Source organism: Pseudomonas sp. Root329, assembly GCF_001424925.1.
In the GTDB taxonomy this organism is placed as follows: Bacteria; Pseudomonadota; Gammaproteobacteria; order Pseudomonadales; family Pseudomonadaceae; genus Aquipseudomonas; species Aquipseudomonas arabinosi.
Genome location: NZ_LMCV01000002.1, coordinates 387,012 through 400,048, shown reverse-complemented (window position 1 = coordinate 400,048; position 13,037 = coordinate 387,012). Strand labels below are relative to the sequence as shown.

Below are 13,037 nucleotides of genomic sequence, written 5' to 3'. Positions count from 1 at the left end.
GCACCCACGACGCAAGTCGCATCACCCGAACGGAGTACCGCCATGTCACGCTCATTACACGCCAGCGACATCGCTTTTCACATCCACAGCCAGACAAACCTGGCCAACCATGAAAAAGTCGGTCCGACCGTTATGGTCCGTGGCGAGGGCATCTACACCTGGGATGACAAAGGCAAAAAGTATCTAGACGCCATGTCTGGCATGTGGAGTGCCGCGCTGGGCTATAGCGAGACGCGTTTGGAAGAAGCCGCGCTGCGGCAGATGAAGCAATTGCCCTATCACCAGAATTTTGCACACCGCTCGACCGAACCGGCCATTCAGTTGGCAGAGCGCTTGATCTCGCTGGCGCCGGTGCCAATGTCCAAAGTGTTATTCGCTTGCTCGGGCTCCGAAGCCAACGACACCGCGATCAAGCTGGTCTGGTACTACTGGAGCGCCATTGGCCAGCCACAACGCCGCAAGATCATCAGCCGCAATCGTGCTTATCACGGCACGACCATTGCCAGTGCCAGCCTCACCGGTCTGGCGCACTTGCACCAGGATTTCGGCCTGCCGCTGCCCGGCTTCCTGCATGTCACTTGCCCGCACTACTACCGCGAAGGATTGCCGGGCGAGAGCGAAGAAGCCTTCTCCACCCGCCTGGCTACTGAGCTAGAGACGTTGATCGAGCGCGAGGGTGCCGACACTATCGGTGCCTTTTTTGCCGAGCCACTGATGGGCACCGGAGGTGTAATTACGCCACCGACGGGCTATTTCGAAAAAATCCAACAGGTGCTCAAGCGCCACGACATCTTGCTGGTGGCGGACGAAGTCATTTGTGGCTTCGGTCGTACCGGCAACTGGTGGGGCTCGCAAACCTTCGGCCTGCAACCAGACATGATCACGTGCGCCAAGGCACTCTCCGCGTCCTACCTGCCTATTTCCGCACTGATGATTTCCGAGCCGGTGTATCAGGCGATGAAAAGCCAAAGCGAAAAAATCGGCATCTTCGGTCACGGCTTTACCTATGGTGGCCACCCGGTCCCGGCGGCCGTTGCGCTGGAATGCCTGAACATCTATGAAGAGCGCCAGCTTCCTTTTCACGCCCAGCAGGTCGGTGCGCGTCTGGGTGCTGGCTTGCGCAAGCTGGCCGACCATCCTCTGGTGGGCGAGGTGCGCGGCGCCGGCCTGATGTGGGGCGTCGAGGTGGTGGCCGACAAGGCCAGCAAGGCTGCGTTCCCGAAAGAGTGGAAAGTCGGCTTGAGCGTGTCCCAGCAAACCGAAGCCAATGGGGTGACCGCCCGCTCTCTGAACGACAGCGTGGTGTTCGCGCCACCGTTGATCATCAACGACGCGGAAGTCGACCTGGTGCTTGAAGCCTTCTCCAAAGGGCTGGACGCCAGTCTGGCGCTATTGCGTGAGCAATCACGTTTCAACGGTTGAGCTCAAGTCTGCACTCCCGAACAATGAGAGGCTAATTCCTTTCCCTAGATAGCCTTTGGTGCCTCATGAAAAAAACCACAGCCGCCGCTCGAGAACCTGAAATCACCACGGACATGCGCGATCTGTTCTCTGTCCAGCTGCAACGTCTGGCTGGCCTGTCGAGTCGTATCGCCGCCATGACCATCCCTCAGCATTTCGCCATTACGGTGCTTGAGTGGCGAACCCTGGCGATTCTCGATTACCTCGGCCAGGCGCCGCTGGTTCAGGTTGCCAAGCATGCCAGCGTTTTGAAAAGCCAGATGAGCAGGATCGTCACCAACCTGATCAAACGCGAGTTGATCGAGCGTCAACCCAACCCTGACGACGGGCGCAGCGCACTGCTTTGCCTAAGCGCGGAAGGCAAGGAGATGGTCCACCGGATCCTCGATGATTCCCACGAGCGAAACGAACGCATGCTGAGCGGCTTATCGGCCAACGAACTCAAGCAACTGCGTGAACTGATGCAGCGCGTATACAACAACAGCCTCGAGTACTACGGCGAGCTCAAGAAAAACAATCCGTACAACCTGAGTCCGGAGAACGATGATGAGGAATGAAGCATGTCGATCGACACCCGCCTGACCCATTTACTCGGCATACGCTACCCGATCATTCAGGCAGGCATGAGTTGGGCATCAAGTTGCGCAGCCCTGCCCGCCGCCGTGTCCAATGCCGGCGGTCTTGGAGTGATCGCCGCAGGCCCCATGCGCCTGGCAGACCTCGCCCAGACGCTCCGTCAGGTGCGTGAGCTGACCGACAAACCCTTCGCAGTGAACATCCCGCTGTACCGCAAGGGTGCCGATGAAGTACTCGACTTGCTGGTGGCCGAACAAGTACCGGTCATCATTGCCAGCCAAGGCTCGCCAAAGGCCCACTTGCAACGTTTCAAGGACTACGGTGCGACATGGCTCCACGTGGTCGCGTTTGTCGAGCACGCACGCAAGGCGGCCGCGGCCGGGGTGGATGGACTGGTAGTCGTTGGCAGTGAAGCCGGTGGGCATCCGCCGGCCAACGAAGTGAGCACGTTGGTCAATGTGCGGCGTGTGTTGCAAGAAGTCGACTGTCCAATCGTGGCTGGCGGCGGCATCGCCGATGGTTATGGCATTGCCGCGTTGCTCGCCCTGGGTGCTGACGCCGTGCAGTTGGGCACACGCTTCATGTTGTCCGAGGAAGCATTTCTGCATCCTGCCTATAAGCAAAAAGTGCTCGACGCCGATATTGGCGACACCGTTCTGGTCGGGCGCGGAGCATTGCCGGTGCGCAGCGTGCGCAACGCATTTACCGAACGCGTTGAACAGGCCGAGCGCGACGGCATGCCACAGGCTGCCCCCGACGCCTACGTCGCTTTGCTTGCGTCCGCCACTTTGAAACAAGCTTCATTTGACGGCGATGTCAGCAACGGAAAAGTGGAAGCCGGGCAAAGTGCCGGTCTGATCCACCAACTGCTACCCGCCGCCGTAATCATGCAGTCACTTATCGAAGAACTCGAACAGGCCCTTGCCCGCCTGCGCGCCATGAAGCCCTGACAGGAGCACTTTATATGACCGAACATCAGGTCGTTTTGCGTGAAACCCGGGATGGCGTACAGACGCTGACGCTCAACCGCCCGGACAAACTCAATGCATTGAACTTCGCACTCACCGAGGGGTTGGTCCAGGCCCTGAAGGATGCCGATGCCGACCCGTCGGTTCGGGTAATTATCGTCACTGGTGCCGGCCGCGGCTTCTGTGCGGGCGCCGACACACGCGAATTCAAGGTGCTGACCCCGGACAATCAACCGCTGGTGGAACGTCGCGCCGCGCTGACAACCGAGTTGCAAGGACTGGTCAAGCAGATGAGTAAACCCGTGATTGCCGCCGTCAATGGCTACGCCATGGGTGGCGGTAGTGGGCTCGCACTGTCCTGCGATCTGGCGCTGGCTGGCGAAAGTGCGCGGTTCGGTTATCCAGAGGTCAAGCACGGGATCGTCGCCGCGATTGTCATGGCCGGGCTGGTCGAGCATGTCGGGCGCAAGGCCGCTTTCGATCTGGTCGCCACGGGGCGCACTCTAGATGCTCATGAGGCACAGCAGCTGGGCATGATCAATCGTGTTATGGCCGACGCCGATCTGCTTGGCGAAGCCCAAGCACTGGCGCAGTTGATCGCCGCCCATCCGCTCCGGGCGATGCAGGCGACCAAGAGCATTTTTCACCGGGTCACTGAATTGCCCTTCAGTGAAGGTCTGAAAATCGGACAGCAATTGAATGCCCAAATGCGTGCCTTTCGCCAAACGGAGTCGCCAGCATGAAACCCCTGGAAGGTGTAACGGTTGTGGAACTGGCGCGCGTCCTGGCTTGCCCCTTCGCCGGCATGATTCTCGCGGAACTTGGTGCTCGAGTGATCAAAGTCGAACAGCCGGGAGACGGTGACGAGACCCGAGGCTATGAGCCTTTTGTACGTCAGGCTGACGACAAGGTTGACCACCTCGACGAGGATGCTCAGGCCGAAGCATTGGGACGTGAACGCAGCGCCTATTTCTATGCTTTCAATCGCAGCAAGGAATCGATCACCGTCAACCTGCGCACAATCGAAGGCCAGGAAATAGTCCGAAAACTGGCCGGCGAAGCCGACGTGATACTGGAAAATTTTCCAGTTGGCACGCTCAAGCGCTACGGCCTGGATTGGCCTGTGCTCAAGGAGCTCAATCCGCGGTTGCTTTACGTCTCCTGCACCGGGTTTGGTCAAACAGGTCCTTATGCTTGCCGCAAGGGTTACGACACCGTGTTCCAGGCCATGAGTGGCATCATGAGTCTCACTGGCGAGAAAGATGGCGGCCCGGTGAAACCCGGAATACCCGTATCGGACCTGAGTTCCGGACTGTGGATCGCCCTGGGTATCGTCTCCATGCTTCAAGGTCGACAGAAGGAAGGCACCGGAGCCTATCTCGACTTCTCCATGCTCGATGGACAAATCAGTCTGTTGGCCCTGGCGGCTGCCCGTTATTTTGCTCTGGATGAAGTGCCAGAGCGTCTGGGTACCGAGCATCCCGGCCGCGTGCCTTCAGCCAGCTTCCTGTGTGCCGACGGCGGTTACGTGCATATCACGGGTGCTGACCAGCACTGGCATCCGCTTTGCGCCTTGCTCGGCCTGGAAGCGTTATCAGCGGATCCACGCTTGCAACACAACAGTGGCCGCGTATTGCACCGTGATGAAGTGATGGCCGCCTTGACGGCCGCGATCGCCCTGCTCACCCGCGATCAGCTCTGCGCTGCGTGCGACGCAGCGGGTGTGCCCGCCGGGCCGCTGAAAACCCTCGACGAAGTCGTGGTCGATCCGCACTTGCGTGCACGAGGCGTATTTGCTGACTTCGAGCATCCGGAGAGCGGTCGCTTCCCGGCCATCCAGTTGCCATTTCAGTTCAGCGGCTACGACAACCCTACGGCAAGTCGCCCGCCTCTGTTAGGTGAACACACTGATCACGTGCTCCGAGACCTGGGCTACAACCCCCAGGCCATCTACGCCTTGCATCGTTCCGGAGCGGTATGACCATGACCCCGTCCGACCTGCCTTCTGTTGTCATCTTCACGGTGGAAGAATATATCGCCACTTTGACCCTGAATCGGCCACAAGCTCGCAACGCCCTGAATACACAACTGTGCCTTGAAATGCACCTGGCCATCCGTGAAGTCAGCAAACGCACGGATATCCATGTGCTGCTGGTGCGCGCCAACGGCCCGGTGTTCTGTGCAGGTGCCGATCTCAAGGAGCGCAAGGGCATGGATGAAGACCAGATCCGCGCGCGACGCATCAAGGCTTTCGCCTTGTATGCCGCGCTGGAAGACTTGCCGATACCGGTGATTGCCGTTATCCAGGGCCCGGCCGTGGGCTCTGGCTGCGAAATTGCCAGCGCCTGCGACTTCATCGTCGCCAGTGACCAGGCCAGCTTCCGCTATCCGGAGGCCCGTTGGGGCACCGTTGGGGCGACTCAACGGCTACCACGCATTGTCGGTAGGCGAGTAGCCAAGGAGTTGATGTTCACAGGGCGTGAAGTCAGTGCAGAAGAAGCCAAGTCCATCGGTCTGGTCAATCAAGTGCTCCCTCACGCTGAGTTCGACCACTATGTCGAAGACCTGGCAAAGGAGATCGCCTCGGCACCGACGCAAGCCATCCGCAGTGCAAAACGCACCATCGACAAGGGCGCCGATGACAGTCGCTTTGGCGCACTGGCCCACGAGATCCTCGCCATCGAGGACAACCTGACCGAAGGCACCTGGCGTGCCGGCATGACATCTTTCGTCTGAGGACTACCCATGACTGTATCGACTTCTCCACTGCCCGGTCCGCTTTGGACGGTATTGAACGACATTGCTCATCGCTACCCCGACAACGACGCCGTGATTGCCGAAGACGGTCGTCTGAGTTATCGCCAATTACTCGAACAGGTGGATAGCACTGCACGCGCCATGGTGGGCCTGGGCCTGCAACGGGGTGAACATATCGGTCTGCTGATGGGCAACTCCGTGCAATGGGCAGTGCTGTGGTACGCAGCGGCTTCGCTCGGTCTGGTCTGCGTACCTTTCAACACCCGTTTCCGGAGTGAAGAGCTCGGTTATGGCCTGGCCCACGAAGATGTACGAGCCCTGTTCTGCGTTGATACCTTCCTCGGCAAGATCGACTTCATCGGCATGCTCGCGGAGGTCGAACCTGCGATCAGCACCACGCTGCCGGGGATCGATCTGCCGCTGTTGCAGCATTTGGTGGTTTTTGGTCAAAGAGTCCCTGGCGCTGGCTTGAGCGAGGCCGGCTTTCTTCAACTCGGAGCCAAAGTTCAGCCTGCGGAATTGGCGGTAGCGCGCTCGCGAGTCGAGCCCGACGACACCCTGCTGATCCAGTTCACTTCAGGCACTACCGCCTTTCCCAAAGGGGTGATGCTCAGCCACGCGTCGATGCTCGGGATAGCCAAGTGCGTGGCCGTTCGCATGGGCGTGCACTCGGAGGATCGCTACTTTAGTCCTCGACCGTTCTACCACGTGGCTGGCAGTACCATGTCATTGCTGGTCGCACTGGTTCATGGCGCCACCCTGGTCACTGCCGCGACTTTCGATCCGGCTCAGGCACTGGCGATCATGGCGCAAGAGCAATGCACATTGACCTCAGGCAACGACACCATGTTTCTGATGATGCTGGCCGAGCCCGACTTCGAAACGCATCAATTGTGCCTTCGTGGTGGATGGGCGGCGGCCAGTCCGCAGATCCTTCATGACGTCGTCAAGAAGATGGGCGCGAAGGACATTTGCAACGCATACGGTCTGTCGGAAGCCTCGCCGAACCTGGTCTTCTCCGACTATCGTGAGCCGTTGGACCTGCGTCTCAGCGGCTCCATGACCACCCACTCCGGCCTGGACATCCAGGTCCGCGACCCCGCCAGCGATCAGCCAGTGCCGCCAGGCCAACCAGGTGAAATCTGTGCCCGCGGCTGGAGTCTGATGAAGGGTTACTACAAGCTGCCTGAACAGACCGCATCAACCCTGCGTAACGGCTGGCTGCATACGGGCGACCTTGGAACACTTTCCGAGGATGGCCGCCTGCAGTTCATCGGTCGACTAAAGGACATGTTCCGCGTCGGTGGCGAGAATGTCTCGCCACTTGAAGTCGAACAGGTACTGCTCAAACACCCTGCTGTCGAGTTGGCTCAAGTAATCGGTGTGCCGGACCCACGACTGGGTGAAGTCCCGGCAGCCTATGTCACCCTCAAGCAAAGAGACTCCACCAGCAGCGAAGAATTGATCGCGTTCTGCAAGGCGCGCAGTGCCAATTTCAAGGTGCCACGCTATTTGTGCATCGTCGAAGATTTCGAAAGCATCGGCATGACCGGTTCGAGCAAAATCCAGAAAAACCGACTGCGCGAATACGCCATTCGCGAACTTGGCCTCGCCTGACGACTGTCTGCTCACTGAGAAGTCCGACCGGGACAAGCTTCACCAAGTCGCCTTCCTGTTATACGTTGCAGCATGCAATCGCTCACTGATTTCGGCAGCCGCCGCTTGCAGCTCCTTGAGCATGTTGGCCGGCGGTGGCACTGGAATCGCAGAGCTCGGCCCGACGATACCAATGGTGCCGACGATCACGTCGTTCTCACGGAAGATCGGGCAGCACAGCGCATTGATTCCGACCGTGATTTCGCCATCGGCGTCGTCATACAGCCGTTCGCGAATCAGCGCCAGACGCTGCGCCAGCGCTTCAGGATCGCACATGGTTTTGTCGGTCAGACGTGGCATCTTGCGCCGCATCGCCCGCTGCTGGGTTGCCGCATCGGCGAACGCCAAGACTGTGCGTCCTTGCGCCGAACAGTAAGGCAATACCCGATTGCCCGGCTTGACCGAAATGCAGACATTGGCCTTGGACTCGACACAGGAAACCACCAGCGCCGAGTCATGCTGGGCCACCGAGAGCAACGCACTTTGGCCAGTGTTATCACGAATCCGCGTCAGGTACGGATCGGCCAGCGCGCGCAGGTCAAACTGCTCGCTGGCGGCTTCGCCATAGGCGACCAGGCGCGCACCCAGCAGGTACTTTTCGGTGCTCGGGTCTTGCTCGAGAATGCCCAACTGTCGCATCGACGCCAGATGGCGATAGGTGCGTGGCTTGGCGGTTTGCATCAGCTGCGCCAGCTCGGTGACCCCCAATGGGCGCCGCGCCGCTGTCAGTTCATCCAGCAACCGGAAAACCATTTCGACCGACTCCAGCAAAACCGGTCCGGTGGCAGCCGCCTCTTTTGGGTCCTTGTCTTCTGCTTTCACTGCTCACCTCTGTGGTTCCGAACCTTGATTACGGCTTTTTTTCCGTTTCGCTATTCTTACCTATCGTATCGCTTAAAGAAACACTCAAACGCATAACGAACTTCACCCGGACAACCTCTCTTTCATCGGAAAGCGGTGGCCCGGGTGAGGACATTGATGGCAAGGCGACACGCTAGCCGCCGCAGGCAATCAGACGCTCAAGGGTTCGGTGACACTGCCGGCAACACCCCCCTTGCGTAGCTGCGGAACGGCGAACATCGTCACCGCACCGAGCAGGGTAATGGCGGCCAACACGTACAAGCCGTACTCCAGATGCCCTGTGCTTTCCTTGATCCACCCCATCATGAAGGGGCTGGCATAGCCACCCAGATTGCCGATGGTGGCGATCAGCGCGATACCGGCAGCGGCCGCCGTTCCGGTCAACAGCACTCCTGGCAAAGCCCAAAGCACGCAAAAACCCGCCAGGCCGCCGGACATCGCCAGACTCAGACCGGCCAGGGACAGGTAGGGATTGTCGTGAAAACAGGCACTGAAGATCAGTCCGCAAGCCGAGGCCACGACGCAAAGCGTTCCGTGCCAACGGCGCTCACGGGTTTTATCGGAATGTTTGCTGACTGCAATCATGCACACCGAGGCGACAGCGAAAGGAATGGCCGCAATCAAACCGGTGTCCAAGAGGCTTTGGACTCCAAGATTCCTGACGATCTGTGGCATCCAGAACGATACCCCGTAGGTACCGCAGAGCAAGGCGAAGTTGGTGAAAATCAGACACCAGATGCCCTTGTTGACGAATGCCGCGCGAAAGCGATGGTCCGCCCCTGCGCTTTCATGGTGCTGGCGCTCATCGGCCAACTGCCTCACCACCCGTTGATTTTCCACCGGGCTTAGCCAGTTGACGCGTCCCGGGCCGTTATCCAGGTAAAAGTACACCACAAAGCCCAGGATCACGGCTGGCAGCCCCTCCAGCAGAAACAGCCACTGCCACCCGGCTAGGCCCAGATCACCGGCAAAATTCTGCATGATCCAGCCGGACAATGGGCTCCCGACGACACCGGCGATGGCGATGCCCAGGTTGAAATAGGCCATGCCTTGGGAGCGCGCATAAGAGGGGAACCAGTACGTCATGTAGAGCACCACCCCCGGATAGAATCCGGCTTCGGCCATGCCCAGCAAAAAGCGCAGCACATAGAAAGCCGTCGGCGTCTTGATGAACATCATGGAAATCGACAACAGCCCCCAGACCACCATGATCCGGGCAATCCAGAATCGCGCGCCGAGTCGCTGCAGCAGCATGTTGCTGGGAATTTCGCACAGGCAGTAACCGATGAAAAACACCCCGGCGCCAAAGCCGAATGCCATGTCTCCCAAACCGATGTCGGCGGCCATTTGCAGTTTGGCAAAACCGACATTGACCCGATCGAGAAACGCAATCACATAGAGTACGAACAGAAAAGGCAGGATGCGCCAGGCGATCTTGTTATAGAGCAACCAGTCCGTTTCGTTCTGGAAGGTGCTGCGCGAGAGTAGTTTCATCGGTGTTCTCTTTATTGTTGTTGTAGAGAGCCGCAGGGCGAACGCCGTCGCCCGATCATTTGATGGCGATTCAGGCGGCCGGACGCTCCAGGATGAAATCGGCGCAACGCTCGCCGATCATGATGCTCGGCGCGTTGGTGTTGCCGCTGACGATGCTTGGCATCACCGACGCATCGGCAACCCGTAAACCGTCAATCCCGTGCACCCGCAGATCGGGCGCGACCACCGCCTGCTCGTCGCCCCCCATTTTGCAGGTGCCGGCCGGGTGAAAAACCGTCTTGGCGACACTGCGCACGTAGTCGGCATAGTCCTGTTCGGGGAGATCGTCGCGATCCGGCAGCAGCAACGGACCACTCAGTAATCCAGCCAGTGCCGGCGCGCGCAGAATCCGTTGGGCCAGCTTGACCCCGGCGATCATGGTCAGCATGTCGTCCGGATCACTGAGGTAGTTGGCGCGCAACAACACCTCGTCGAGCGGGTTATGGCTGCGCAGTTTCAATTGTCCGCGTGACTTGGGACGCAGGGCACAGGGATTGACCGAAATGCCATGACCGGACGGCGGCAGGCGATCGACATCCCCCACCAGGCTTGGCACCACATGAAACTGCACATCGGGGCGCCCGCAACCGCGCGTATCGGCGAAGCCGCCGCTCTCGACCACATTGGAGCTCAGCAACCCCCTGCGGCCAGTCAGGTAACGCAGGCCATGGCGTAGCGCCTTGAAGCCTTTGTCTTGCCCGAGCAGGCTGATGGGGTCGCGGGTCTGACCGTAGACGGAAGCACTCAAATGATCCTGAAAATTACGTCCCACGCCATCAAGGCCCAATACCGGTTTGATGCCCATTTCCTGCAGATGCTCCAACGGACCGATGCCGGACAACATGAGAATCTTTGGCGAAGCAATAGCCCCGGCACAGAGGATGACTTCGGCATTGCAAGCGAAACGCAGCAGCGTTCCCTCTCCGCTACGGGCTTCGACACCGGTGACCTTGAGTCCGTCGAACAACAGCCGGGTAACATGGACATCGGCGATCAGCTTCAGCAGCGGATTACGCCGGACCGAGTGCAAGTAGGTCGCCGCAGAACTGGCGCGCCGCCCATTCTTCGTGGTGGTCTGATAGAACCCCACCCCCTCCTGCCGGGCACCGTTGAAGTCCTGATTGAGTGGCACGCCCGCTTGCCGGGCCGCCGCGACAAAGGCCTCGCTCAGCGGGTGACGATGGCGCGGATCGCTGACACTCAACGGCCCCTGATTGCCATGCAGCTCGCCGCCCAATCGGGCGTTGGCCTCGCAACGGCGAAATACCGGCAAGACGTCCTGCCAGCCCCAGCCCTTGCAGCCGGAATCACGCCAGTGTTCGTAGTCCTCGGGCTGGCCGCGAATATAGATCATGGCGTTCACCGAACTGCCACCGCCCAATGTCCGGCCCTGGGGGATATAGATCTGCCGGCCATTGATAAAGGGTTCACCCTCGGTCTTGTACATCCAGGTGCGACGGGTGCCATGCACGCGATTGAAGGTCGCGGGGATATGAATGAAGGGGTGATTGTCCTTGGGACCGGCCTCTAACAGCAGCACCGATTTGCCGGCCTGCACCAACCTTGCGGTCAGTGCACAGCCGGCCGATCCAGCGCCAATGACAATAAAGTCACAGGTGTCCATAGCGTCCTTACTCCATGGAGATCAGCCGGGATCAGCCGACCTGGCTGACGAATTTGGTGGTCAGGTAAGCGTCCAGCCCTTCACTGCCACCTTCGCTGCCATAGCCGCTGTCCTTGATGCCGCCAAACGGTGTTTCCGGTGCTGCGATACCAAAGTGATTGATCGAGACCATGCCGCTTTGCAACTCGTCCGCCAGCAACGTGGCGCGCTGGATAGAGCGGGTGAAGGCGAACGCCGCCAGACCGAACGGCAACGCGTTGGCCTTGCCGATCACCTCCTCCAGATCATCGAAGGCGACGATGGATGCAATCGGGCCAAAGGGTTCTTCGTGCATGACGCGCGCGTTGTCCGGCACGTCCGCCAGTACTGTTGGCGGAAAGAAGAAGCCCGGTTGCGCAGCGTTCTGTCCACCCACGGCCAGGGTCGCCCCAACGGCCAATGCGTCATCGACATAAGCCTGCATCGCCGCGACCCGGCGAGGATTGGCCAATGGCCCCATCTGTGTGCCGGCAGCGTCACCCGCCCCCACCCGCAACGCGGCACTGGCCTTGCTGAATGCGTCGACGAATGATTGATAGATCCCGCGCTGAACAAAGAAGCGCGTGGGCGATGCGCAGATCTGCCCGGCGTTGCGAAACTTCAAACCGGCACCCAGCGCCGCGACCGCCTCGACATCCACGTCATCACAGACAATGAACGGCGCATGCCCGCCCAGCTCCAGCGTGCAGCGCTTGAGGTGTTGCCCGGCCAATGCCCCGAGCGCCCTGCCGACCGGGACTGAACCGGTGAACGATATCTTGCGGATGACGTCCGAGCGGATCAGGTAATCGGAGATCTCCGCCGGGACACCAAACACCAGATTGAGCACACCGGGCGGCACCCCGGCGTCCTGGAATGCACGGCACAACTCGATGCAGGAGGACGGTGTTTCTTCCGGCCCCTTGGCGATGATCGAACAGCCTGCCGCCAGGGCGCCGGCGATCTTGCGAACCAACTGGCTGACCGGAAAATTCCACGGACTGAATGCCGCGACCGGGCCGATGGGCTCGCGCAACACGATCTGCCGGGCTCCACGTGCACGAGGCGGAATAACTCGACCGTATGCCCGTCTGCCTTCTTCGGCATACCAATCGATATGGTCGCCAGCGCCAAAGGCTTCCATGCGCGCCTCGGCCAGAGGCTTGCCTTGCTCAAGGGTGATCAGTTCGGCAATCGCGTCCGAGCGCTCACGCACCAGATCAGCCGCCCGCCGCAGAATTTTCGAACGGTCATACGCCGACGTCTTGCGCCAGACCTCGAACCCCTTGGCCGCTGCAACCAGGGCTCGATCCAAATCAGCGTGGCTGGCAAAACCCAGGTCGGCGATGTGTTCGCCATTGGCGGGATTGAAGACGGCGCCCAGCTGCTCATGACTGCCTCGGGACCAGTGACCGTCAATCAAGATGGATTCGATAACACGCATTGTGGATCCTCGCGGTGTGGAGATACTTATCTTGTCGTTCTTCTGTACGAAATATTGTTTTTCTACAAGACACAATCCTAGGGCCGGGATTTCGCCTGTGTCAAGTCATTCCCCCGCTGCAAAAAGTTCTGCCGAGAGG

The 13,037-nt window shown here is 59.7% G+C and carries 11 protein-coding genes; 7 read left to right on the top strand and 4 right to left on the bottom strand.

Annotation, left to right across the window (positions count from 1 at the left end):
* Nucleotides 1–42: 42 nt before the first annotated feature.
* From ASC74_RS04860 to ASC74_RS04830, 7 genes are all read left to right on the top strand, one after another.
* Nucleotides 43–1,422, top strand: a complete 1,380-nt coding sequence (locus ASC74_RS04860; RefSeq protein WP_056739660.1) for an aspartate aminotransferase family protein — start codon at nucleotides 43–45, stop codon at nucleotides 1,420–1,422.
* Between the two features lie 65 nt (nucleotides 1,423–1,487).
* Complete coding sequence (locus tag ASC74_RS04855; RefSeq protein WP_056739658.1) at nucleotides 1,488–2,018, top strand: MarR family winged helix-turn-helix transcriptional regulator; 531 nt, start codon at nucleotides 1,488–1,490, stop codon at nucleotides 2,016–2,018.
* A gap of 3 nt (nucleotides 2,019–2,021) precedes the next feature.
* Nucleotides 2,022–2,987 carry an NAD(P)H-dependent flavin oxidoreductase gene (locus tag ASC74_RS04850; RefSeq protein WP_056739657.1) on the top strand — a complete coding sequence of 322 codons (966 nt, stop codon included), beginning with the start codon at nucleotides 2,022–2,024 and terminating at the stop codon, nucleotides 2,985–2,987.
* Between the two features lie 14 nt (nucleotides 2,988–3,001).
* Entirely contained in the window at nucleotides 3,002–3,748 is a 747-nt protein-coding gene (locus ASC74_RS04845) for an enoyl-CoA hydratase/isomerase family protein (protein ID WP_056739655.1), read from the top strand.
* Complete coding sequence (locus ASC74_RS04840) at nucleotides 3,745–4,986, top strand: CaiB/BaiF CoA transferase family protein (protein WP_056739653.1); 1,242 nt, start codon at nucleotides 3,745–3,747, stop codon at nucleotides 4,984–4,986. The genes ASC74_RS04845 and ASC74_RS04840 overlap by 4 nt, the downstream gene beginning before the upstream one ends.
* On the top strand, nucleotides 4,983–5,741 hold the full coding sequence (locus ASC74_RS04835) for an enoyl-CoA hydratase/isomerase family protein (protein ID WP_236713231.1): 759 nt from the start codon (nucleotides 4,983–4,985) through the stop codon (nucleotides 5,739–5,741). Before ASC74_RS04840 ends, ASC74_RS04835 begins: the two co-directional genes overlap by 4 nt.
* A gap of 9 nt (nucleotides 5,742–5,750) precedes the next feature.
* Nucleotides 5,751–7,379 (top strand): AMP-binding protein, encoded by a 1,629-nt coding sequence (locus ASC74_RS04830; RefSeq protein ID WP_082555762.1) that lies wholly within the window; start codon nucleotides 5,751–5,753, stop codon nucleotides 7,377–7,379.
* A gap of 39 nt (nucleotides 7,380–7,418) precedes the next feature.
* Here the strand turns inward: ASC74_RS04830 and ASC74_RS04825 are convergent, their stop codons facing one another.
* The 4 genes from ASC74_RS04825 to ASC74_RS04810 form a co-directional block, all read right to left on the bottom strand.
* Nucleotides 7,419–8,240, bottom strand: coding sequence for an IclR family transcriptional regulator (locus tag ASC74_RS04825; RefSeq protein ID WP_056739651.1), 822 nt, complete (start codon nucleotides 8,238–8,240; stop codon nucleotides 7,419–7,421).
* Between the two features lie 189 nt (nucleotides 8,241–8,429).
* Nucleotides 8,430–9,773 (bottom strand): MFS transporter, encoded by a 1,344-nt coding sequence (locus tag ASC74_RS04820; protein WP_056739649.1) that lies wholly within the window; start codon nucleotides 9,771–9,773, stop codon nucleotides 8,430–8,432.
* A gap of 70 nt (nucleotides 9,774–9,843) precedes the next feature.
* Nucleotides 9,844–11,436 carry a GMC family oxidoreductase gene (locus ASC74_RS04815; RefSeq protein ID WP_056739647.1) on the bottom strand — a complete coding sequence of 531 codons (1,593 nt, stop codon included), beginning with the start codon at nucleotides 11,434–11,436 and terminating at the stop codon, nucleotides 9,844–9,846.
* Nucleotides 11,437–11,467: 31 nt separating this feature from the next.
* Nucleotides 11,468–12,898 carry an NAD-dependent succinate-semialdehyde dehydrogenase gene (locus ASC74_RS04810; protein ID WP_056739645.1) on the bottom strand — a complete coding sequence of 477 codons (1,431 nt, stop codon included), beginning with the start codon at nucleotides 12,896–12,898 and terminating at the stop codon, nucleotides 11,468–11,470.
* Nucleotides 12,899–13,037: the final 139 nt, after the last annotated feature.